19 protein-coding genes are annotated in these 23,943 nt (G+C 35.1%); 14 read left to right on the top strand and 5 right to left on the bottom strand.

Going from position 1 to position 23,943, the window contains the following annotated elements; translation table 11 throughout:
* Positions 1–117: 117 nt before the first annotated feature.
* Together dsdA and MNO09_RS22285 are read left to right on the top strand one after the other, a co-directional pair.
* Positions 118–1,458: a D-serine ammonia-lyase gene (dsdA, locus tag MNO09_RS22290; protein ID WP_000658343.1), complete on the top strand. Its 1,341-nt coding sequence runs from the start codon at positions 118–120 to the stop codon at positions 1,456–1,458.
* 158 nt (positions 1,459–1,616) lie between these two features.
* Positions 1,617–2,864, top strand: coding sequence for a DUF445 domain-containing protein (locus MNO09_RS22285; RefSeq protein ID WP_000058306.1), 1,248 nt, complete (start codon positions 1,617–1,619; stop codon positions 2,862–2,864).
* A 30-nt stretch (positions 2,865–2,894) separates the two neighbouring features.
* Here MNO09_RS22285 and exsE read toward each other — a convergent pair whose 3' ends face one another.
* The 4 genes from exsE to MNO09_RS22265 are packed head-to-tail and all read right to left on the bottom strand — an operon-like array spanning position 2,895 to position 5,833.
* Positions 2,895–3,851 carry an exosporium protein ExsE gene (gene exsE / locus MNO09_RS22280; protein WP_001261404.1) on the bottom strand — a complete coding sequence of 319 codons (957 nt, stop codon included), beginning with the start codon at positions 3,849–3,851 and terminating at the stop codon, positions 2,895–2,897.
* Positions 3,848–4,918, bottom strand: a complete 1,071-nt coding sequence (locus tag MNO09_RS22275; RefSeq protein WP_088107023.1) for a hypothetical protein — start codon at positions 4,916–4,918, stop codon at positions 3,848–3,850. The genes exsE and MNO09_RS22275 overlap by 4 nt, the downstream gene beginning before the upstream one ends.
* Positions 4,911–5,354, bottom strand: a complete 444-nt coding sequence (locus MNO09_RS22270; RefSeq protein WP_000972348.1) for a hypothetical protein — start codon at positions 5,352–5,354, stop codon at positions 4,911–4,913. Before MNO09_RS22270 ends, MNO09_RS22275 begins: the two co-directional genes overlap by 8 nt.
* Entirely contained in the window at positions 5,351–5,833 is a 483-nt protein-coding gene (locus tag MNO09_RS22265) for an RNA polymerase sigma factor (protein WP_001195466.1), read from the bottom strand. Before MNO09_RS22265 ends, MNO09_RS22270 begins: the two co-directional genes overlap by 4 nt.
* A 283-nt stretch (positions 5,834–6,116) precedes the next feature.
* On the opposite strand from MNO09_RS22265, the gene MNO09_RS22260 reads away from it, so the two are divergent.
* The 6 genes from MNO09_RS22260 to cls all read left to right on the top strand — a co-directional run bounded on the left by MNO09_RS22260 (position 6,117) and on the right by cls (position 12,551).
* Positions 6,117–6,755, top strand: a complete 639-nt coding sequence (locus MNO09_RS22260; protein ID WP_000694104.1) for a response regulator transcription factor — start codon at positions 6,117–6,119, stop codon at positions 6,753–6,755.
* 4 nt (positions 6,756–6,759) lie between these two features.
* Complete coding sequence (locus tag MNO09_RS22255; RefSeq protein ID WP_000397645.1) at positions 6,760–7,860, top strand: sensor histidine kinase; 1,101 nt, start codon at positions 6,760–6,762, stop codon at positions 7,858–7,860.
* 136 nt (positions 7,861–7,996) lie between these two features.
* Positions 7,997–8,935, top strand: a complete 939-nt coding sequence (locus MNO09_RS22250; protein ID WP_001093809.1) for an ABC transporter ATP-binding protein — start codon at positions 7,997–7,999, stop codon at positions 8,933–8,935.
* 37 nt (positions 8,936–8,972) lie between these two features.
* Positions 8,973–10,082, top strand: coding sequence for an ABC transporter permease (locus MNO09_RS22245; protein ID WP_001020180.1), 1,110 nt, complete (start codon positions 8,973–8,975; stop codon positions 10,080–10,082).
* Position 10,083: 1 nt separating this feature from the next.
* Positions 10,084–11,229 carry an ABC transporter permease gene (locus tag MNO09_RS22240; protein WP_000651862.1) on the top strand — a complete coding sequence of 382 codons (1,146 nt, stop codon included), beginning with the start codon at positions 10,084–10,086 and terminating at the stop codon, positions 11,227–11,229.
* A gap of 110 nt (positions 11,230–11,339) precedes the next feature.
* Positions 11,340–12,551, top strand: coding sequence for a cardiolipin synthase (cls, locus tag MNO09_RS22235; protein WP_000591945.1), 1,212 nt, complete (start codon positions 11,340–11,342; stop codon positions 12,549–12,551).
* Positions 12,552–12,604: 53 nt separating this feature from the next.
* On the opposite strand, the gene pyrH is transcribed toward cls, so the two are convergent.
* Positions 12,605–13,348, bottom strand: a complete 744-nt coding sequence (gene pyrH, locus MNO09_RS22230; protein ID WP_000806134.1) for a UMP kinase — start codon at positions 13,346–13,348, stop codon at positions 12,605–12,607.
* A gap of 377 nt (positions 13,349–13,725) precedes the next feature.
* On the opposite strand from pyrH, the gene MNO09_RS22225 reads away from it, so the two are divergent.
* From MNO09_RS22225 to MNO09_RS22200, 6 genes are all read left to right on the top strand, one after another.
* Positions 13,726–14,997: a cation:dicarboxylate symporter family transporter gene (locus tag MNO09_RS22225; protein WP_000713278.1), complete on the top strand. Its 1,272-nt coding sequence runs from the start codon at positions 13,726–13,728 to the stop codon at positions 14,995–14,997.
* Between the two features lie 24 nt (positions 14,998–15,021).
* Positions 15,022–16,461 (top strand): aspartate ammonia-lyase, encoded by a 1,440-nt coding sequence (aspA, locus tag MNO09_RS22220; RefSeq protein WP_000224176.1) that lies wholly within the window; start codon positions 15,022–15,024, stop codon positions 16,459–16,461.
* Positions 16,462–16,535: 74 nt separating this feature from the next.
* A complete protein-coding gene (gene malS, locus MNO09_RS22215; protein WP_002096733.1) occupies positions 16,536–18,248 on the top strand; it encodes an oxaloacetate-decarboxylating malate dehydrogenase in 1,713 nt (570 codons plus the stop codon).
* Positions 18,249–18,311: 63 nt separating this feature from the next.
* Complete coding sequence (locus MNO09_RS22210; protein WP_080014180.1) at positions 18,312–19,610, top strand: sensor histidine kinase; 1,299 nt, start codon at positions 18,312–18,314, stop codon at positions 19,608–19,610.
* A gap of 2 nt (positions 19,611–19,612) precedes the next feature.
* Entirely contained in the window at positions 19,613–20,545 is a 933-nt protein-coding gene (locus MNO09_RS22205) for a response regulator (protein WP_000500325.1), read from the top strand.
* A 118-nt stretch (positions 20,546–20,663) separates the two neighbouring features.
* Positions 20,664–23,858 (top strand): DEAD/DEAH box helicase, encoded by a 3,195-nt coding sequence (locus MNO09_RS22200; protein ID WP_088107025.1) that lies wholly within the window; start codon positions 20,664–20,666, stop codon positions 23,856–23,858.
* Positions 23,859–23,943 lie beyond the last annotated feature (85 nt).

Below are 23,943 nucleotides of genomic sequence, written 5' to 3'. Positions count from 1 at the left end.
TTTAAAAAAATTAAATTAAAATTAACTTAAGTGAATGATTTATGTTAAACTATATTAAAATTAATTTAATTATAATTTATTGAATCGTAAGCTACAAGGTTATGAGGAGGAAGAGAAATGAAGGAAATAGAGAAATTAAAAGAGGAATATCCACTATTAAATAAATTAATCGCAACAGAAGAAGTGTTTTGGGTAAATCCGAACATGGAAAAGTATGAAACGGCAATAAAAGATTCCCCATTGAATGAAGAGAATGTAAAAGATGCGGAAGAGAGGTTAAAGCGTTTTGCACCGTACATTGCGAAAGTTTTTCCAGAAACGAAAGAAACGGGCGGCATTATAGAATCACCTTTAGTGAAGATACCTACTATGAAACAGTCTTTAGAGAAAAATTATGGGAAACCTATATTAGGTGAATTACTATTAAAATGTGATAGCGGGCTTCCGATATCAGGATCCATTAAAGCTAGAGGCGGCATTTATGAAGTGCTGAAGCATGCGGAGAAATTAGCTTTGCAGCATGGAATGTTAACAGAAGAAGATAATTATTCCATTTTAGACAGTGATACATGTAGAGAGTTTTTTGCAAAATACTCAATTGCGGTAGGTTCTACCGGTAATTTAGGACTAAGCATTGGGATTATGAGTGCAAAACTAGGTTTTAACGTAACTGTTCATATGTCAGCAGACGCAAAAGAATGGAAAAAAGATTTATTAAGAAGTAAAGGTGTAGACGTTATTGAATATGAAGCTGATTATAGTAAAGCAGTAGAAGAGGGGCGTCAGCAAGCGGATGCAGATCCTAGCTGTTATTTTGTAGATGATGAAAACTCCCATGATTTATTTTTAGGATACGCAGTAGCAGCATCGCGATTACAAAAGCAATTAGAAGAGTTAGAGATTGTAGTAGATGAAGATCATCCTTTATTCGTTTACCTTCCGTGCGGAGTAGGAGGCGGACCTGGCGGAGTCGCATTTGGTTTAAAGTTATTGTATAAAGACAACGTGCACTGTTTCTTTGCGGAGCCTACGCACTCTCCATGTATGTTACTCGGTTTAATGACAGGACTTCATGATAAAATTGCTGTTCAAGATGTCGGGATTGATAATGTAACAGACGCGGACGGACTAGCGGTAGGAAGACCGTCTGGATTTGTCGGTAAAACGATGGAACCATTTTTGAGTGGGAATTACACAGTAAGTGATGAAGAGTTATATAGATTATTAAAAGAACTAGCTGATACGGAAAATATTTATTTAGAGCCTTCTGCGTTAGCCGGCATGATAGGACCAATGAAAGTATGTAAAGAAGATGAGTATTTACAGAAGCAACAGTTAATGGAGAAGATGAAGAAAGGTACTCATATTGTGTGGGGAACTGGCGGTAGTATGGTTCCAGAAGATGTGATGAATGGGTATTATAAAACAGGTGAGTCATTAACAATATTAGAAAAATGAGGCTAATTGTGGCCTCATTTTTTATTTATATGACATATGTATTATTATAAATTCTTTGTTATTTTCGCATTAGTTCATTATAGTATAGATATAAAGAACGAATATCAAATAAATATAACAAAAAGCATTATTTTACATAATAAGAGGATGTGTATACGATGTCATTACAGACTAAATATATAGCGGGTATTTCGCTTGGGGTTATGGGAGTAGGTTTTGCGGCTTCTATTCCTTTTCAAGGAACGGTAGCAGGTGAGATTATACAAGGGGGATTTGAAGCTGGATTAGTTGGCGGACTTGCGGATTGGTTCGCAGTTACAGCATTATTCCGTCATCCGATGGGAATTCCAATTCCACATACAGCGTTATTACCTAAAAATCGTAAACGAGTAACGAAAGGGCTCATTCATACGTTAGAAAATGAGTGGCTGACGAAAGAAAGTATTACGAATAAAGTAAAAGAAATGCAGCTAGCGCAAATGGTACTGCAAATTGCTGAAAGAGAAATGCAGTCTGACGCTGTGAAAAAGGGAATTGTAACAATTGCTGAGAAGGCGATTGTTACAATAGATACGGAAAAATTAGCGGTTATTATTGAAAAAGAATTAAAAACGTATTTGCATACAATTAATACAAGTAACATATTACAAGTGCTTGTCGATCAACTAGTTGTGCAAGAATATGATGAAAAGACACTTGATTACATTTTAGTAAAAGTGAAAGATTGGACAGCGCAAGATGAAGCGCGTTACCAGCTCGGAAGCTTAGGTATGAAGGCGATGGAAAACATAAAAGTAGATGGATTTTTACAGTTTACTTTGAAATCGTTTATGAATATTGTAGATGAAGATAAAATTGGCGGCATTTTGCAGAAATTTATTATTAGCAATATTAACAGCTTACAAGATGCAGATAATAGCACAAGACAACTTATATTAGCGAAAATTCGTCAAGAAATTATAAATGTAAAAGAAAATGAAGCTTTACTGCAGGAATTAGAAAATTGGAAAGAAAAATGGATTGCCAATTGGGATGCTACTGACAAAATTAAAGAGATGCTGGGGCAAGTACAACAAAGGGCAATTACTTTTGTGAAAAATGAAGAATTTACGGATAAATATGTTATGCCATTTTTACAAAAACAAATGAATAAAATAAAAGAAGATGAACAGACTGTTCAAAAAATAGAAGAGTGGTTACAAAAACAAGTTGTCACACTTGTGGAAAAGAATCATTCGAAAATCGGAAAACTTGTACAAGAAAATCTTGATAAGTTAGACGATAAAACGTTAATTGAAATGATTGAAAATAATGTCGGTAAAGATTTGCAATGGATCCGAGTAAACGGAGCGGTTTGCGGATTTATGATTGGATTAGTATTAGAAGGAATCAAAGCGATTATATGAGAAAAACCTTCCACAATTGTGGAAGGTTTTTTATTTTTCAATAATACTCATATTTATATTATAAGCTTTTTCAATATTTAACTTGTACGTCCCATTGCCTGTTTTAATCGAATTTTTATACCAATGTTCTTGCCCGTTGAATTCTGGATTTTCTTCTGAAGTATTATCTTCTTTTTTCGTTAAATCTTCAACTTGTTCCCAAGGAGTGCTTCCGTGTGCTTCTTTTTTGTTTGTTACGGCGATTAAAGACACATCACTTTCTTTTGCTAAATGAACAGATACATTTGAACTTTCTTGTACAAACCAATTATTTTGTAATTGACCTGGATAAAGGGATAGTTCGTTATTTGAAGCACGAACTTCTACATTTTTATTTTGCGGAAGAACGAGTGTTTGTTTTACCTGTGGTGCTGAATTCCATAACGTATGTTGAACTGGTAATGATTTCAAAGTGATATACATCGTTTCCCCAGCTGTTTGAACTGAAAGGAAATCTTCTTGTTTTAAATTAAGTTTTTCATTAGCTTTCGTTGTCATTTCATATGTTCCAAGAAGGTGAATTTGATTTGTATCATTACCCTCTATTGTTAGAGGATAATGCCCTGCATCCACTACGATTTTTTTGATAGATTCAGGTATATCAAGTTGTCCACTTGGAATATTACTCGTTTGCTGAGTGGTATTAATAGAATGACGAACTTCATCTAGTAATCCAGTTGATAATAAACAGTAAAAAGCAATTCCAGCGCTTCCTAAAACACCGATAAAGAAAATACTAAAAATATCATATTTAATAAAAGATTGTTCCTTCTTAGAAAATAGAAGGTATAGTAAAATTTCCACGCCAAGTATGACAAGTAAAACAGGCCACCAAGCTGTTAAGGAATCTAATACCTCAGTACCTTTTATAACTGAAAATAGTAAGAAGCAACCTAATGCAATAATAGAAAGCCCCATTGAAAATGTTCCAACGCGCCATGTTCTCATTCTTTTGTACCACCTTTGTTTTCTTTATTTCCAAGTAACAATTTAAAGCCGCCACCAATTAAGAGGAGTGCAACGATAGATGTTTGGAAATAGCGATAATACAGTTCGCTAAGATGAATGTTAAATATAGTTGCAAAGTAATCGTTCAAAATAGGAAGGACTGTTTGATCTAATAAATAATAACCACCGAGTGTAATTAACCCAATACCGATCCATCTTTGATGATTGATAAAATAATCAATGATAGGTTCGTCATTTACACGTTCTTTTCCATACTTTGCGGTTTGCTGTAAAGCGTCAAAAAAGCTATAGAACCAAATGATTGGAACTAAAAATAAAAACGCTGAAAGTCTTAATAAGTCGAGTAAATATATGGAAAGTAAAAAGGCTGCCATAAGCTGAAGGCCGCGGCGTTGTAAGCCTAAATACATATGTCCTGCTCCGGGGAACATCGCTAAAATAGAAGCGAATGTTTTATTCTTCTTTCCTTGTTCACGATGCTCTTCAAACTCTTCGAAAATAGTACGATCATCTAGTTGCTCGCCACGTTCTTTTTTCTGGAGTTGCTGAACAACATCAAAGAAATTGTAAATCCATAAAACAGGTAATGTAATAAGGAAGATAAGGAAACTTTCTTGCGATGTTAAAAGTGCAACGAAAATAATCATACTTCCGATTCCTGTGCAAGCTACTAAAAATGTAAGTCCACGTTGCATAAGTCCTAATTGAAAATGTCCAAGTCCAGGGATGATTGATAGAAGAATGATATAAAATCGTTCGCTTTCTTTAGAGGACTCTGTAAATTCTCCTGCAGCTTGTTTTTTCGATTGGTTAATAATAGTGATAACTAAATCTAATAAATTGATCGCCCATAAGACGACTAGTAAAAATAGAGAAAGAAAAGCAATATCACGCGCACCTAATGCTATTGTACAAAATGCTGCAAAGATAAATAGAACTACAGCCCCTCCGCTATATAAAATAAACCGTCCAAATTTCTTTAAATATAAATGTCCAAGCCCGGGAATTAGCCCTAATACAAGTGCTAAAAAGGGATTTTTATTCATGCTTTGAACCTCCGTCCTTTTTTGATGTGTCTACCGATTTGTTTACAATTTGTTGTGAGATAGAAGACTCGTTATGTTTTGAAGATTTCTCGAAATTTGATGTCGCTGTGAAAATATACTGGAATAAACCACTTACCATAAAAATAATTGTAGCAGCAGTCGCAATTATGTAGTGAATAATGGTGCGCTTTAGTGAGTTTGTTTTTATATTTTCATTAGGTTGTAGCGTTTCAAAATTAATTTCCGTCATAACTTCGTTCGTAAATGAATCATCATTTATCATTGGAAGGTTTTCATGTTGTTCATCGATACTTTCCATATAAAGTGCTAAACAATGATCACATTCATAAAGGTGTTCTTCCATAGATTCACGTTCATTGCTTTCTATAAAATCTAAAGTATAATTGCGCCAATCCTCTTTTGAATAATGCATCATAGAAACTCTTCCTCCTTCCAATGTTTTTTAATCCATTTTCTTGCCCGGTACAGTTTCATTTCGACTGTTTTCACTTCGATGTTTTCCTGTAAAGAAATTTCTTGATAACTTTTTTCTTCTAAGTAATGTGCGAGAACGACGTCACGGTAATTTTCGGGAAGTTCTCTCAGTTTTTGAGCAATGAGTAATTTTTGCTCTTTCGTCAATAATAAAGCCTCAATATTCTGAGAGGATTTTATATTTTCCTCAGTGTCTTTACATAAGGAGAGTTCTTCATTTTCTCTAGCTTTCTTCCTTTTATAATCAATAGCGTGATTGGTGGCAATACGTGCCATCCACGTTTTTAATCCGCGAAATTGATAATTTGGGAGAGAGGCGTGAATTTTTAAGAATACTTCTTGTGTAACATCTTTCGCATCTTCTTCATGTCTTAAAATAGAAAAGATAACTTGAAAAATATAATGACGATATGTTTGCACAAGGATACGAAAAGCATGTTCGCTTCCTTGCTGTGCTTTTTCAATTAATTGTTTTTCCTCAATGGGTCTCTCCCTCCTTTTTGACGCATTCTATTATATAGACGTAAGAAATGATTGGTCACCCTACACATGTTGTAAAAAAAGAATAATATATTTTTAGGAAGGAAGCTATATGAAAAAAGGTGTGAAAAAATGGTAAAAAGAAGTATATAATGAGCAAGTGGGAAATGTTACGTGAAGAAAGGATGTGAATGTTAGTAGGGGAAGGTCCATACTAACAAACATGAAAATTAAAATATTAATAGCGGATGATAATTCTTTTATTAGAGAAGGCATGAAAATTATTTTAAATACATATGAAGAGTTCGAAGTGGTAGATACAGTAAATGATGGGAAAGAAGCAGTGGAATATTGTAAAAAGAACGACGTTGATATCGCTCTTTTAGATGTCCGCATGCCAAATATGAACGGGGTAGAGGCAACGAAATTTATTTGTGAAGAAACGGAAACGAAACCACTAATTTTAACGACGTTCGATGATGATGAATATATTTTGGACGCAGTGAAGAACGGGGCGAAAGGTTATTTATTAAAAAATAATGATCCAGAGCGTATTCGTGATGCAATAAAAGGAGTATATAACGGTCAAACTGTTATGCAAGATGTAGTGCTTGATAAAATTAAGAGCAATTTAATGGAGAGCAAAGAGGACGAATGCAAAATAGATACAAGTCTTTTTACAGAAAGAGAACTTAGTATTATCGCATTAATTGCGAAAGGTTTCTCGAATAAAGAAATTTCAAAGCAACTTTTCATATCAGAAGGAACGATTGCAAATTATATTACATCAGTTTTAGGGAAAACTGGACTTGAACATCGCACACAAATTGCAATTTATTATTTAACAGGGAAAGTAGATTAAAGATATGGAATTTTGGTTAATTGTAAGTAAATTAATTGTCTTTATATATATTGTGTTTAGTTACATTTATTTAAATGTTGTGAACTTACCATGGATTATACTTACTTTGCTTTTATATCTTTCTGTAAATGTGCTGATCTCTATATTTAAACAAGATACGTACAAAAACATATTATCTAGTCTGTCAATTGGCATAGTTATATTATTTACATGGAAGGTTCATCCGTTTTTTATTTTATTTTTACCATTGAACTTATATGAAGTTATATTTCGTTATATAGAGAAGAAATGGCAGCTCTTTATCATTATGATGATTCCTATTATCTTTACAGAAGAAAGTATTCGAATGACATATGGATTAATTGTTACATTTTCTTTTATTGTATTAACTATGGCAGAACGGTATATATCGCGTGTATTAAAGCTTGAATCACAAAATGATAAGATGCGAAAAGATATGCAGCGGCTGACGAAAAGCTTACATGAAAATAAAGAGTACATAAAGCAATCAGAGTACACATTTAAGTTAGAAGAGAGAAATCGGTTGTCACAAGAAATTCATGATAAAATTGGCCACTCGATGACAGGGGCGCTAATTCAAATGGAAGCAGCAAAGAGGTTAATGGGGATAGATAAAGAAAAATCTGCCGAGTTATTACAAAATGCAATTCATATATCGAAAGATGGAATTGAAAGTATTCGGGTTACATTAAAAAATATGAAGCCGCCAACTGAGCAAATTGGTATTCATCGTATGAAATTATTCATAGAGGAATTTGCCGGTAAACATGATATAAATATTCCTTTCGTATATAAAGGGAATTTAGATATGATTTCTCCAATTCAGTGGAAGATTATCGGTGAAAATGTTACGGAGGCACTAACGAACGCGATGAAATATGCTGATGCGACAGTCATTTCAATCGATATTCATGTACTTAACAAGATGGTGAAAGTACAGGTGAAGGATAATGGAAAAGGTGCAGCTCTCGTTAAGAAAGGTCTCGGGATTATGGGGATGGAGGAGCGAACAGCATCAGTAAACGGAAAAATTATTGTAGACGGAAGAAGTGGTTTTTCAGTAACGATGCTGTTGCCCATATAGGAAATTATGACGAGGATGAATCATCTCATATGAAAAAAGTGAATAATCTCATGCGAAAAGAATGAACTTCTGCACTGAGCAGGTTCATTTTTTTTGTTTATACTAAAAGCAGAGAAACCGAAATAGGGGTGAAATGATGAATACATTAGAAATTAAAAATTTAACGAAAAAATTTGGTGATTTCATCGCGGTAGATAATATGTCTTTATCTATTAAAGAAGGAGAGATATTTGGCTTTTTAGGATCAAATGGTGCTGGTAAGAGTACAACGATAAATATGATTGCTGGATTGCTAAGAAGTAATGAAGGTGAAATTAGTATACTAGGAAAAAATATAAAGAAACATAATCGATTTGCCAAAATGAACATCGGTATCGTTCCGCAAGATATTGCGATTTATGAAGAGTTAACTGCCTATGAAAATGTGAAATTCTTTGCTGGATTGTACGGGTTAAGAGGAGCTGAGCTAAAAGCGAGAGTAGAGGAAGCACTTCAATTTGTAGGGCTTAGTGATAAGCATAAAAGTTACCCAAAAAACTTTTCTGGCGGGATGAAACGAAGACTGAATATTGCTTGTGCGATTGCTCATAGACCGAAGTTAATTATTATGGATGAGCCGACAGTTGGAATTGATCCGCAGTCAAGAAACTATATCCTTCAGTCTGTTCGGAAATTAAATGAAATGGGAAGTACTATTATTTATACGAGTCACTACATGGAAGAAGTAGAAGAGATTTGTTCGAAAATAGCAATTGTAGATCACGGTAAAGTGATTGCAGAAGGAACGAAAGAACAGTTAAAAGCGATTATTACTGATACGAAAGACATTTGGGTTGAAGTGAAGTCAGTAGAAAATTTAGATGTAGAAAAGTTAAAAGAGATAAACGGTGTGAAAGCTGTTCAAGTTGAAGAGAACGTAATCAAGGTAAACTCGGATGCAGGAGTAAATAATTTAAATAAAATTATTCAGCATTTCATTAATCATGACATTGAAATTCGTTCGTTAGAGGAGCAGGCCCCGAACTTAGAAACAGTATTCCTTACGTTGACTGGAAGAAACTTACGAGATAAATAAAAGGTAAATGAAGAAAAGGTAAAGGGAGGTTCATCAATTGAACATCTTCAATATTGCAGTTATGCATATTAAAAGAGATTTCAGGGACGTAAGAACTTTAGTTTTTATGTTAGCATTTCCGATTGTACTAATGCTTGTGTTAGGAACAGCGTTAACGAATGCATTTGATAGCGATAGTCAAGCGATTAAAGATATACAAGTGCTCTACAAAGATGAAGCAAGTAGCACATTTTCTCAAACGTTCGAAGCATTTACGAAAGAAGTCGATAAATCGGGTATTCATTTTAAAAAAGCTTCCGGCAGTATAGATGGGAAAGAAGAAGTGAAGCAAAATAAATATGCTGCTTATGTAGAATTAAATAAAGATGGTGCGAAATTTTACGGAAGTGACAAAAGTAGTATTGAGGGAAGTATTGTGGAAGGCATGCTTACAACATTTATTGATAAGTACAATGTAGCGGCCGAAGTTGCAAAAGTTGATCCTAGTAAGGTGAGCGCGGTTATTTCAAGCGGAAATCATAATGATTATATAAAAGAAACATCTTTACAAGCTGCGAAAAAGCCAGGTTCTATGGATTACTACGCGGTTGTAATGACAACGATGATTGCACTATATGCTGCGATGGGAGCGAGTTCTTTAATTCGAGGAGAACGAATACGTAAAACAGGAGATCGTCTCATTGCTGCACCTATAAGTAAGGCTGAAATATTCATTGGAAAAGTACTTGGTAGCCTAGTAGCAAATGCTCTGTGCATATTACTCGTCATGTTATTTAGTAAATTTGTTTTTCAAGCGAATTGGGGCGACCATCTTGGAATCATATTTCTTATTTTATTAACACAAATTTTTCTAGCAATTAGCTTCGGTTTAGGAATTGGATATATTACAAAAACACCGGAATCATCTAGAGCGATTATTATGGTTATTGTGCAATTAGCCTCTATTTTTGGTGGTGCATATTTCGTAATAGAAGAAAATTTCGTTACGAATTTATCACCATTAACGTGGGCAAACACAGCTGTTATGAAAATTATTTATGCAAATGATGTAGGAGCAGCACTACCGGTAATATGTTTAAACCTTGGCATTTCAGCACTCTTTTTATTAATTGCAATTATTGCATTACGTAGACGGGAGGGGCTATAGTATGAAAGATATTTTATGGCTCATACAAAAAACGTTATCTGTACTTTTGAAAAATAAAAAAGGGTTATTCATTATTATTAGTTTGCCGATAATCGGAACACTAATCTCCTTCTCGATGTATGGGAATATGGGGCAAGGGACGTTAAATATCGGGGTTATTAATAAAGAAAATCAATCTATAGCAAATGATACGGTGAAATTTTTAGAAGGATTAAATCATGTAAAGGTAAGTAAAATTAAAGAATCTGAAGTAGAAGACAAACTCACTTCCAAAAAACTTGATGGAGTTATTACATTAGATTCTGGTTTTTCAAAAAGTGTTCGAGAAGGGAAACCAAATCATATTGAAATTTCATCGATTAAAGGTGATCAAGTAACAGGATTTATAAAATCATATTTATACAATTATATTGATAATGTAGCAGCTATTAGTAAAGTAGCAGGAACAGATCAAAGTGCATTTGATACTATGTACGCAGGATATCAAAAAGGTTCATTTAAAATGAAAACTGAGACGCTAGAAGATACTTCGAAAAATAAAGATATGACAAACCAAACGATGGGTTACCTTATTATGTTTATGCTATTTTCAGCAGCGAACTTATCAGGTTATATTTTAAAAGAAAAAGAAAATAGAACGTATTTTAGACTCTTATCAACGCCGATAGATGGGAAGAAATTCATATTATCTAATGTCGGGGTAAATATGCTGCTATTAACAGTACAAATTCTGATTACAATCCTATTCCTAACGAATGTTTTTCATACGAATATCAATATGCCTTTCATAGTGATGCTTGGCGTACTCATGCTATTTGCTTTAATAGCGATTGGAATATCGTTAGTGCTTGTCGCTTTTTCGAAAAACTCAGCATCGGCAAATGCACTGCAAAATATGATCATTGTACCGACATGTTTACTCGCTGGATGTTATTTTCCATATGATATTATGCCGAAAGCAGTGCAAAAAGTAGCTGATTTTCTTCCGCAAAGATGGCTATTAGATACGGTATCAAAACTACAACAAGGAATTCCAGTTTCAGATTTGTATTTAAATATTTTAATCCTAATTGCCTTTGCGGTAGCATTCTTCTTAATTGCTATTTATAAGTTTGGAAGAAATAATGATGCGAGAAACTTTGTTTAATGGAGAAAGGGTGTGACGTTAAGTCGCATCCTTTTTTGTATGGAGCATGAAATTTAAATTGGAATGACAAAATAGAAGAGTGGAAAGAAAATGAGCGGAAGGAAATCAAAATGATAAAAAAAATATTGCGAGTTACTTCTATTGTAATTACTATTTTCGTTTTTGTTTTAATTTGGATGCATATTGACGTTACGCTCGGAAGAAAAATGGAAGTCGGGAAAAATATGCCGACAGAGTACGCTCCTCATTATAGTGATTTTCAATTATATGTAGAAGGAAAGTCATTTTATAAACAGTTATTTACTGATATAAGAGAGGCGAAGCAATCTATTTACACGTACTTTTTTATTTTGTCGGATGATAAAAGTAGCCATACTTTTTTAAACTTATTAAAAGGGAAGGCAAAAGAAGGAGTAAACGTCTATTTATCAGTTGATCGCATTAATGATTTATCATTTGAAAGAAAGATGAAAAATGAATTGCGGGAAAGTGGTGTGCATTTTACATATAGTAGAAAACCTGAATTGCCATTCGGATTTTATTCACTTCACCATCGTAATCATCGCCGTATTACGACCATTGATGGGGAGATTGGCTATACGGGTGGTTTTAATATGGGAGATGAGTACTTAGGAAAAGATAAGCGATTTGGATATTGGCGTGATTATCATGTGCGGCTTAGAGGAGAAGGAGCGAAAGATTTAGAAGAGCAATTCGCTTTAGATTGGAAACGAGATACGAAAGAACATATAAAAAGAAGTGCGAATAAAGCTAGTAAAGGGAATACATTACATACGATGACTAGCTATAATGGACATTACGTCGCTGAAAAGTATATCGAATTAATAAAACAAGCGAAGCATTCAATTGTCATTACAACGCCTTATTTTATAGCGAAAAATAAAGAACTGATGAATGCTTTAATTGAAGCGCAAAAACGTGGTGTTACAGTAAAAATACTTTGGTCATATAAACCAGATATTCCTCTTATTAAAGAGGCAGCGTATCCTTATATTCGTCAAGCAGTTAATAACGGAATTACGGTATATGGTTATAAAAAAGGTATGTTTCATGGAAAGTTAATGCTGATTGATAATGAACTAACTGTTATCGGCACAACGAACATAACTGCACGTAGCTTCTATATAAATGATGAGATGAATTTGTATATTCATGGTGGAACTATCGTTTCAGAAGTGAATAAGGCGTTAACAGAAGATTTTCGTGATTCGAAAGAGATGACGAAAGATTTTTTTGAGAAGTTATCATTTTGGGAGCGTTGTAAGGAGAAATTGGCGGGATTTGTTGATTTTTATTTATAAAGATTAATGGAAAAGGATGTCTTTTATAGACACCCTTTTTTAATGAGAAATAATTAGTTTTCATGCACAAGCAATGAAGCATCATCATTAATCAATGTCCCGACATGCTCACCTAAGCAAATTCTTTTCATAACTCCAGGCTCATCAAAGTTAAAGACGTGTGCTGGCAAATTATAATCACGGGCAAGTAATAAAGCGGCTTGATCCATGACTTGAATGTTTTGCCTAACAACATCGTTATAGTTTAGTTTTCTGTACATTTTCGCTGATTTATTATGTTTTGGATCACTAGTAAAGACGCCATCTACTCCTTGTTTTGCGACTAATATTGCGTCACTATTCATTTCAATGGCTCTTTGAACACTTGGATAATCTGTCGTAACGAACGGTTGCCCGTTACCGCCGCCAAAAATGACAACATAACCGTTATCTAAATGATGTACTGCTCTGAGGCGAATATAAGGCTCTGCTACTGCATTAAACGGGATGGAAGTCATAACGCGTACTTCTCTATCTGTTTTACTTGTTAAAACGCCGCGAAGCATTAAGCTGTTGATAATTGTACCTAACGTACCGATATTATCAGCTTCTACACGATCAATTCCCCATTCTTCAGCTAGATGACCTCTGAAAATGTTACCGCCGCCGATGACAATGGATACTTCGATACCTAAGTCAATAATGGATATAATTTCGTTTGCGATATGTTCTAATCGTTTGGAGTTAAAGCTATTTCCGGATTGATCGGCAAGTGCACCGCCGCTTAATTTAATTAAGACTCTTTTATATGGCTTCATAACAATTCCCCCTATATAGATCGCAATAAAAAAGGAACAAAGGCAAATGCCTTTGTTCCTTTTTTAGAAAATGAAAAAGAAAAGAAGAAGATAAGACGAATTTTTGTACATAATTTTTCATACTATCCACTCCTTTTCATTTTGATTTGTTGTAAGTATATATCTTTTTGATTATACGAAACAATCTGATTGCTTATCAAGTATATTTTATTTCTTTTTAATGAAAAGGTGTCAATGAAAAAGAAAAGAAAAATTTTTGAATTTTTTGTGACGAACTTGTAGGTTTTTGTATGATTTTGTAGGTTCGCCTATAAGATGTGTGAGTAAGCTTTTATAAATACGAAATGAAAGCGTTCGCATGAAGGGGATGAACATAAATGAAAAAATTCGGATTGGCAACACAAATTTTTGTCGCGCTTGTTTTAGGGATTGTAGTAGGGGCAATCTTTTATGGCAATAAAACGGCGATTTCTTATATCACACCAATTGGGGATATATTTATTCACTTAATTAAAATGATTGTAGTACCAATTGTTATTTCAGCATTAATTGTTGCGGTAGCTGGTGTAGGAGATATGAAGAAGCTTGGGAAACTGGGCGGTAAGACAATTCTTTATTTCGAAATTATTACGACGATTGCTATTTTAATGGGATTACTTGCAGCGAATATATTCCAACCAGGTACTGGCGTTGATATGAGTAATTTACAGCAAAGTGATATTTCTTCTTATAAACAAACAGCAGATGCAACAGAGAAGAAAGGCTTTGCAGAAACGATTGTTCATATTGTACCGAAAAACGTATTTGAATCGATTGCACAAGGTGACTTATTACCGATTATTTTCTTCTCAGTATTATTCGGTTTAGGAGTTGCGGCAATTGGAGACAAAGGAAAGCCCGTCTTTAACTTCTTTGAAGGTGTACTCGAAGCGATGTTTTGGGTTACAAATCAAGTTATGAAATTTGCACCATTTGGTGTATTCGCATTAATTGCAGTTACGGTTGCAAAATTTGGTGTAGCAACACTACTTCCTTTAGGAAAACTAGTGCTAGCTGTATACGTAACTGTTATACTATTCGTTGTGATTGTATTAGGTATTAATGCACGAATGGTTGGCGTAAACATTTTTACATTAATGAAAATTTTAAAAGAAGAACTTATTCTTTCATTTACGACAGCAAGTTCAGAAGCTGTTTTACCTAATATAATGAGAAAAATGGAAGAGTTCGGTTGTCCAAAGGCAGTTGCCTCTTTCGTTATTCCGACAGGTTATACATTCAACTTGACTGGATCGGCTATTTATCAAGCGTTAGCGGCATTGTTTGTTGCACAAATGTACGGTGTGCACATGTCACTGACAGAGCAAATTACGTTATTATTCGTTCTCATGTTAACATCCAAGGGTATGGCGGGAGTTCCAGGTGCATCGTTCGTTGTTGTATTAGCAACGTTAGGTTCAATGGGATTACCACTAGAAGGTATAGCGTTAATTGCGGGAATTGACCGCATTTTAGATATGATTCGCTCATCTGTCAATGTATTAGGAAATGCATTAGCGGCCATTGTTATGTCGAAGTGGGAAGGCGAATTCGATAATGAGAAAGCAAAACAATATGTAGAAACAGTCAAAGAAACAAAAGCAGCATAAGAAATCGTTAAGGAGTGAATAATCATGGCAACATTAACTGAAGTTAAAAATGGTGTTCGAATTGAAAAAGATTTTTTAGGTGAAAAAGAAGTGCCAAACTATGCATACTACGGCGTACAAACAATGCGTGCAGTAGAAAACTTCCCAATTACAGGATACAAAATCCATGAAGGCTTAATTAAAGCATTCGCAATTGTAAAAAAGGCTGCAGCGCTTGCTAATACAGATGTAGGAAGATTGGAATTGAACAAGGGCGGCGCGATCGCAGAAGCCGCTCAAGAAATTCTTGATGGAAAATGGCATGATCATTTCATCGTAGATCCAATCCAAGGCGGAGCAGGTACTTCAATGAATATGAATGCAAATGAAGTCATTGCCAATCGTGCTCTTGAATTATTAGGAATGGAAAAGGGAGACTATCATTATATTAGTCCAAATAGTCATGTAAACATGGCGCAATCAACAAACGATGCATTCCCCACGGCGATTCATATTGCAACATTAAATGCATTAGAAGGCTTATTACAAACGATGGGTTATATGCACGATGTATTTGAATTAAAAGCAGAGCAGTTCGATCATGTTATTAAAATGGGTCGTACACATTTACAAGACGCTGTGCCAATTCGTCTTGGACAAGAATTTAAAGCGTATTCTCGCGTACTTGAACGTGATATGAAACGTATCAAGCAATCACGTCAACATCTATATGAAGTAAATATGGGAGCAACTGCAGTTGGTACAGGCTTAAATGCAGATCCAGAATATATTGAAGCAGTTGTAAAACATTTAGCTACAATTAGTGAACTGCCACTTGTTGGTGCAGAAGACTTAGTAGATGCAACGCAAAATACGGATGCATACACAGAAGTATCAGCAGCACTGAAAGTATGTATGATGAATATGTCTAAAATTGCGAATGACCTTCGCTTAATGGCATCAGGTCCACGTGTTGGCTTAGCGGAAATTATGTTGCCAGCTCGTCAACCAGGTTCATCTATTATGCCAGGGAAAGTAAACCCTGTTATGCCAGAAGTAATTAATCAAATTGCGTTCCAAGTAATTGGTAACGACCATACAATTTGCCTTGCTTCAGAAGCAGGACAATTAGAATTAAACGTTATGGAACCAGTACTTGTTTTCAACTTACTTCAATCTATTAGCATTATGAATAACGGTTTCCGTGCCTTTACAGATAATTGCTTAAAAGGAATTGAAGCGAATGAAGATCGCTTAAAAGAGTATGTTGAGAAGAGTGTAGGAATTATTACAGCCGTGAACCCTCATATCGGTTATGAAGCAGCAGCTCGCGTTGCGAAAGAAGCAATCGCAACAGGTCAATCCGTTCGAGAACTTTGTGTGAAAAATGGTGTACTGTCACAAGAAGACCTAGAGTTAATTCTAGATCCATTCGAAATGACGCACCCAGGGATTGCAGGAGCAACTCTTTTAAAGAAAAATTAAAAGAAGAGGGGGACAATCCCCTCTTTTTTGTTTACAATATAGAAATGCTATATATGAATAGAGGTAGGGATGTTATGAGTAAGTTTACAGTAGCTTCTAATGGTTCATTAGAAACGACATTAAGAGGAGTAGAAGTATTATCGACACCACTTTTAAATAAAGGGGTCGCTTTCACGCAAGAAGAGAGAGAAGAATTAGGTTTAAAAGGGTTATTACCGCCAGCAGTTTTAACTTTAGAAGAACAAGCACGCCGAGCGTATGAACAATTTTGTTCTCAGCCGGATGATTTATTAAAGAACGTATACTTAACAGCGTTACATGATCGAAATGAAGTATTATTTTATCGTATATTAACAAATCACTTACGTGAAATGTTACCAATTGTATATACACCAACAGTCGGTGTAGCAATTCAAAGGTATAGTCATGAATACCGTAAACCACGTGGTGTGTATTTATCAATTAACGATCCGTCGGGTATCGAAGAAGCATTCGCCAATATCGGTGCAACAGCTGAAAACATTGATTTAGTCGTTGTAACAGATGGAGAAGGCATACTTGGAATTGGTGACTGGGGTGTTGGTGGTATAAACATCGCAATCGGGAAATTAGCTGTTTATACGGCCGCAGTTGGTATCGATCCTAGCCGTGTATTACCGGTAATTTTAGATGTGGGTACAAATCGTGAGGAACTATTAAACAATCCATTTTATATTGGAAATCGTCACCCTCGTATAACTGGTGAAGCTTACGATGAATTTATTGATACATTTGTACAAGCAGTGAATAAACAATTCCCGAAAGCACTTTTACATTGGGAAGATTTTAGCTCTCGAAATGCACGGAAAATTTTAGATAAATATCGTCATGATATTTGTACATTTAATGATGATATTCAAGGTACAGGTGCAGTTTCACTGGCTGCTGTGTTATCGGCAGTGAAAGTTTCGGGCGTACCTTTAAGTGAACACCGCGTTGTTGTGTTTGGTGCTGGTACGGCTGGAATCGGTATCGCAGATCAAGTTAGAGATGCAATGGTCCGCGTTGGCGTATCAGAAGAAGAATCATATAAGCGTTTCTGGTGTATTGATCGTAACGGGTTAGTTACAGATAATATGGAAGATCTTCTTGATTTCCAAATTCCATATGCAAGAAAAGAAGCGGAAGTAAGTGAGTGGAAACAAAATGATGTGATCGGACTTGCTGAAGTTGTGAAGCATGTAAAACCGACAATTTTAATCGGTACATCAACTGTTGCAGGAGCATTCAAAGAAGAGATTATTAAAGAAATGGCTTCTCACGTAGAAAGACCAATCATTTTACCGATGTCGAATCCGACGCCACTTGCTGAAGCAAAACCAGCCGATTTAATCGAGTGGACAGAAGGAAGAGCATTAGTTGCAACAGGAAGTCCATTTGAACCAGTTACATACAACGGTGTAACGTATGTGATTGGACAATCAAATAACGCACTTATTTTCCCAGGTCTTGGTCTTGGAACAATTGTTGTACGTGCAAGCGTCATGACGGATGGAATGTTTGCAGCAGCTGCTGAAGCAGTTGCAAGCATGGTAGATACAAGTCAGCCAGGGGCACCTATCTTACCAGAAGTTGAAGAGCTACGTAATATCTCGGAAATGGTTGCAATTGAAGTAGCGAAAGTTGCCGTTGCAGAAGGTGTTGCTAGAGAGAACTTAAGTGATAACGATATCAAGATTGCAGTGAAAGAAGCAATATGGGAGCCAGAGTACCGCCAAATAAAAGCGGTAGAAAAGGTTAGAATATAGAAATAAAGCCCGTTTATTATAATAAGCGGGCTTTCACTTTTATTGTCGAAAAAAGTATAGGAAGTGGCACCTTTGAATTGGAATCAATTATGGAAGAAAGATATATCCCTTTTAATTATATTAATGGTAGTTGTTCCGATTGCTGGAGAGCTTAATTTTCATCCTTTTAACGATACGTTTCGTGTTAGCTTTGGGACACCGCTTTTCTTCTTTTTATTATTATTTTTAAGAAGAATACCAGCAGGGGCTGCGGGTATTCTTGTCGGTATATGTGTCGTTTTATTCCGTGTATGCCTTGATTGGATCATGCAAGGTTCATTTCATATGACAGAATCATTTTATTTGCGCTATGCTGTGTTCTTTTATTATTTTATTTATGGAAGTCTCTTTTCACTTTGTAGGGTGAATAAGTTTCATCAGAAACCAATCGTTATTGGGTGCCTTGGAATTACAATTGAAATTATCGCAAGTATGTCAGAACTTGCGATTTATCATATGGTAGTACTCAGTACAACAATAACAGTTTCTGAAGTGAATAAATTAATTATTATTGCTATTTTTCGTAGTTTCTTTGCACTTGGCTTTTTAAATATGATGATTTTATATGAAACGAAATTAAAAGAGTCACAAGTCCGAAAAGAAAATGAAAAAATGTTAATGCACCTTTCAAATTTATATGTAGAATCTGTTCACTTGAAAAAAACTTTACAAAATGCAGAGTTGATTACACAAGAAGCATATCAACTATATCGGAATTTACAGACAAGCGATGATTCTAGCAGTAAAATAGCATTGAAAATAGCGGGAGAAGTACATGAAATAAAAAAGGATAATCAAAGAATTTTTGCAGGGTTATCTAAACTGTTATTAGATAAAAATGTGGCTGAGTATGTAGAAGGACATGAGCTTACAGAAATGATCGTAAGAATAAATGAGAAATATGCTGAAATGCTAGGGAAAGATATACGTTTTTCAAAACATATAGAAGGTGAACACGCTGCATATCACGTGTATACAGTGCTATCAATCTTTAATAATTTAGTTGCCAATGCAGTGGAAGCAATTGAAGATAGAGGTCTCATTCGTATTAAGTTATATAAACGAGATCAACATGTAATCTTTGAAGTAATTGACGATGGCCCTGGTATTGCACAAAAGTATAAGAAATTAGTATTTAAGCCAGGGTTTACTTCCAAGTATGATCAAACAGGAACACCGTCAACAGGTATTGGACTTTCTTACATACACGAAATGGTAACAGAGCTCGGCGGAGAAGTAAGGTTAGAAGACAATGAAACAGGAAAAGGGTGTAAGTTTATCGTTTGTTTACCGGAGTGCAGTTTAAAGCGGGAAGGGGAATAGGTTTGTTTTATTATATCGTAGATGATGATGAAGTTTTCCGTTCGATGCTTTCGCAAATTATTGAGGATGGCGATCTTGGGGAAGTAATTGGAGAATCGGAAGATGGAGCTTTTGTTGAAGCAGAACAGCTAAATTATAAAAAAGTAGATATTTTATTTATTGATTTACTAATGCCGATGAGAGATGGCATTGAAACAGTTCGCCATATAGCGTCTTCATTTACTGGGAAAATTATTATGATTTCCCAAGTGGAATCGAAACAGCTCATTGGTGAGGCGTATACACTTGGTGTAGAATATTATATTACGAAACCACTAAACAAAATAGAAGTAATATCTGTTGTACGAAAAGTGATGGAGCGTATTCGTTTGGAACGTTCTATATATGACATTCAAAAATCATTAAATAATGTGTTTCAGTGGGAAAATCCGCAAATGCGTAGTGAAACAGTGCAAGAAGGAAAAAAGATATCAGATTCAGGACGCTTCTTACTAGCAGAACTCGGTATTGCGGGAGAGAACGGAAGTAAAGATTTACTTAGTATGCTGGAATATTTATACGGACAAGAAAAGGCGCAAACATTTGAATTTGGATTTCCTGCGTTAAAAGATATTTTTCACCAAATAACATTAAAAAAATTAGATCATATAGCTTCGGATGCAGATATAGATAAGGAGAGAAAAGCATCTGAACAACGTGTAAGAAGAGCGATTTATCAATCATTGAATCATTTAGCCTCCCTCGGACTAACAGACTTTTCAAATCCAAAATTTGAAAGCTATGCTCCGAAATTTTTTGATTTTACGATAGTTAGAAAACGGATGACAGAAATGACAAAGGATGAACTAGCGACTTCTGGCCATATACGAATTAATACGAAAAAATTTATTCAAGTGTTATATTTTGAGGCGAAACGGTTGATGGAGATAGAGTGAAGAAGGTGCTTATAAATAAGCATCTTTTTTTGTTCAATCAATATTTTATATTTTCTCGTAGAGCATGTAAAATGTTAAGTAAGAGAAAATGGTTTTACATTAAGGAAGTGTCAAAACAATGAGTTTTACATTAAATAAATCGATTATAAAAGAAGTATGCGGAGAGACCTCATATAAAAGAGGTGAAGCTTATTATAAAGCAAATAAAGTAATCGTGAATCATTATGATGAAACGAAAGAAATTTGTGAGGCGACGGTAAAAGGGAATGAAGATTTTCATGTTACAGTAGAAAAAGCTAAAAAAGGTGATGTAGTTGCGAGATGTAGTTGTCCTTCAATAGCGTCTTTTCAAACGTACTGTCAACATGTTGCAGCCGTACTAATACAAATAAATTATAACCAGCAAACGGGCGGCATGTCCGAAAATATGAGCGGAAATGATCAATTAACGAGCGGAATGTTTCAGTTGTTTGCAGACAAACCACTGCGGCCAAAAAGTAAACAACACCGTTTTGATACACGTGAAATATTAGATGTTGCGTTTATATGTTCACCAGTAGCGACGAAAAGTGGTGGGGCCCTTCTTGGAATTCAGTTAAAACTTGCGAAAACATATTTTATAAAGCATATTAGAGAATTTCTTTCTAAAGTGGAGAAGAGAGAGACTTTTCATTGTTCTAATGAATTTACATACACACCAGATGTACATAGCTTCAGGCAAGAAACAGATGCGGTTATTCAGCAGCTTATTAAAATGTATCATAATGAAAAAATGTATGAAGATGCGTTAGAAGTACATGCGAAACAAGATGAAAGTATGATATTCATACCGCCAGCTTCGTGGAAAGATATGCTCTCTTCACTTTCTAAAGTTGAGTATGTACAGCTGAAACAAAATGAACAACAGTTTCAGGGCTTACAAATTTCAAACGGTTTATTGCCATTACATTTTGAGTTTACGAAAGGAAATAATGGTGGATTCACACTTCATATAGACGGCCTAAATCGTGTTCAAGTTATGGAAATGTATAACAACGCTCTTTACAATGGGAAATTATATCATTTACCTATGGAAGATTGTATGCGACTTATTGAATTGCAAAAGATGATGAGCCGCTCAAATAACAATCAGTTTTATATTCCTGAAAGTAAGATGGAACATTTTGTAGCGAAAGTTGTGCCAGGATTAATGAAACTGGGAACGGTACGCATTGATGAAGTAATATCAGATCGTGTTGAAACGCCGTCGCTAAAAGCAAAGCTGTATTTAGATCGAGTGAAAAATCGTTTGTTAGCAGGTCTTGAATTTCATTATGGAAACGTCATGATCAATCCGTTAGAAGAAGATGGACAGCCGTCTGTTTTTAATCGTGATGAGAAAAAGGAAAAAGAGATTTTAGACATTATGAGTGAAAGTGCCTTTGCGAAAACAGAAGGTGGTTACTTTATGCATAATGAAGAGGCTGAGTATAACTTTTTATATCACGTCGTTCCGTCGTTAAAAGGCTTGGTTGACATTTATGCGACGACAGCAATTAAATTACGTATTCATAAAGGGGATACAGCACCACTTATTAGAGTGAGAAGAAAAGAAAGAATTGATTGGTTGTCATTTCGTTTTGATATAAAAGGAATACCGGAAGCAGAAATTAAAGGTGTATTAGTGGCTCTTGAAGAGAAACGCAAATATTATCGATTAGCGAATGGTTCATTATTATCACTAGAGAGCAAAGAGTTTAATGAAATTAATCAGTTTGCAAAAGAATCAGGTATTCGAAAAGAATTTTTAAATGGGGAAGAAGTGAATGTTCCGCTTATTCGGAGTGTGAAATGGATGAACGGACTTCACGAAGGTAATGTTTTAAGTTTAGATGAGTCTGTTCAAGAGTTAGTGGAAAGCATTCAAAATCCGAAAAAATTAAAGTTTACAGTGCCGCAAACTTTACATGCTGTAATGAGAGAGTATCAAGTATACGGATTTGAGTGGATGAAAACACTCGCCTATTACCGTTTTGGCGGTATTTTAGCAGATGATATGGGACTTGGAAAAACGCTGCAAAGTATTGCGTACATAGATTCTGTGTTGCCTGAAATTCGAGAAAAGAAACTACCTATATTAGTCGTTTCACCGTCTTCTCTCGTTTACAATTGGTTTAGTGAATTGAAAAAATTCTCCCCGCATATTAGAGCTGTTATTGCTGATGGAAATCAAGCAGAACGACGAAAAATTTTAAATGACGTAGCGGAATTTGATGTCGTAATTACGTCATATCCGTTACTGAGAAGAGATATAAGATCGTATGCGAGGCCGTTTCATACACTATTTCTTGATGAAGCACAGGCGTTTAAAAATCCTACAACGCAAACTGCAAGAGCAGTGAAAACAATTCAAGCTGAATATCGTTTCGGACTAACGGGAACGCCTGTCGAAAATTCATTAGAAGAGCTATGGTCTATCTTCCACGTCGTATTTCCAGAATTATTACCAGGAAGAAAAGAATTCGGTGATCTAAGGAGAGAAGACATAGCAAAGCGCGTAAAACCTTTCGTATTAAGACGATTAAAAGAAGACGTATTACAGGAGCTTCCAGATAAAATAGAGCACTTACAGTCATCGGAATTATTACCAGATCAAAAGAGACTATATGCTGCTTATTTAGCGAAATTAAGGGAAGAAACGTTAAAACATTTAGACAAGGATACGTTACGTAAAAATAAAATTAGAATTTTAGCTGGCTTAACGAGATTGCGACAAATTTGTAATCATCCCGCTTTATTCGTTGATGATTATAAGGGGAGCTCAGCTAAATTTGAGCAACTGTTAGAGATATTAGAGGAATGCAGAAGTACTGGTAAGAGAATTTTAATCTTTTCTCAATTTACGAAGATGCTGTCCATTATTGGTCGTGAGTTAAATCGTCAAGCGGTTCCATACTTTTATTTAGATGGAAATACACCTTCGCAGGAACGTGTAGAGCTATGTGACCGGTTTAACGAAGGAGAAGGGGATCTATTTCTCATTTCTTTAAAAGCTGGTGGTACAGGTCTTAACTTAACGGGTGCTGATACGGTTATATTATACGATTTATGGTGGAATCCAGCTGTTGAACAACAAGCAGCTGATAGAGCATATCGAATGGGACAAAAAAATACAGTACAAGTTATAAAATTAGTAGCCCACGGAACAATTGAGGAAAAGATGCATGAACTGCAAGAGAGTAAGAAAAATTTAATCGCTGAAGTGATTGAGCCAGGAGAAGAGAAATTATCATCAATCACGGAGGAAGAAATACGAGATATTTTAATGATTTAATATAAAAAGCTATGCTTTCAAATATATGAGAGCATAGCTTTTTTAGTGTAATAATTATAATTTGTTTTGAACAAAGTAAAGAGAT

The sequence above is a fragment of the Bacillus sp. N5-665 genome (assembly GCF_022637375.2).
Lineage (GTDB): Bacteria > Bacillota > Bacilli > Bacillales > Bacillaceae_G > Bacillus_A > Bacillus_A wiedmannii.
This window is presented reverse-complemented; position numbering and strand designations above follow the sequence as displayed.

Excerpts from the sequence above, each read along its gene's own strand:
- malS (WP_002096733.1), top strand. The coding sequence starts at position 16,536 with ATGAGTAAGTTTACAGTAGCTTCTAATGGTTCATTAGAAACGACATTA.
- pyrH (WP_000806134.1), bottom strand. The coding sequence starts at position 13,348 with ATGAAGCCATATAAAAGAGTCTTAATTAAATTAAGCGGCGGTGCACTT.
- MNO09_RS22285 (WP_000058306.1), top strand. The coding sequence starts at position 1,617 with ATGTCATTACAGACTAAATATATAGCGGGTATTTCGCTTGGGGTTATG.
- cls (WP_000591945.1), top strand. The coding sequence starts at position 11,340 with ATGATAAAAAAAATATTGCGAGTTACTTCTATTGTAATTACTATTTTC.
- MNO09_RS22200 (WP_088107025.1), top strand. The coding sequence starts at position 20,664 with ATGAGTTTTACATTAAATAAATCGATTATAAAAGAAGTATGCGGAGAG.
- MNO09_RS22275 (WP_088107023.1), bottom strand. The coding sequence starts at position 4,918 with ATGAATAAAAATCCCTTTTTAGCACTTGTATTAGGGCTAATTCCCGGG.
- MNO09_RS22225 (WP_000713278.1), top strand. The coding sequence starts at position 13,726 with ATGAAAAAATTCGGATTGGCAACACAAATTTTTGTCGCGCTTGTTTTA.
- MNO09_RS22255 (WP_000397645.1), top strand. The coding sequence starts at position 6,760 with ATGGAATTTTGGTTAATTGTAAGTAAATTAATTGTCTTTATATATATT.
- exsE (WP_001261404.1), bottom strand. The coding sequence starts at position 3,851 with ATGAGAACATGGCGCGTTGGAACATTTTCAATGGGGCTTTCTATTATT.
- dsdA (WP_000658343.1), top strand. The coding sequence starts at position 118 with ATGAAGGAAATAGAGAAATTAAAAGAGGAATATCCACTATTAAATAAA.
- MNO09_RS22260 (WP_000694104.1), top strand. The coding sequence starts at position 6,117 with ATGAAAATTAAAATATTAATAGCGGATGATAATTCTTTTATTAGAGAA.
- MNO09_RS22240 (WP_000651862.1), top strand. The coding sequence starts at position 10,084 with ATGAAAGATATTTTATGGCTCATACAAAAAACGTTATCTGTACTTTTG.
- MNO09_RS22270 (WP_000972348.1), bottom strand. The coding sequence starts at position 5,354 with ATGATGCATTATTCAAAAGAGGATTGGCGCAATTATACTTTAGATTTT.
- aspA (WP_000224176.1), top strand. The coding sequence starts at position 15,022 with ATGGCAACATTAACTGAAGTTAAAAATGGTGTTCGAATTGAAAAAGAT.
- MNO09_RS22250 (WP_001093809.1), top strand. The coding sequence starts at position 7,997 with ATGAATACATTAGAAATTAAAAATTTAACGAAAAAATTTGGTGATTTC.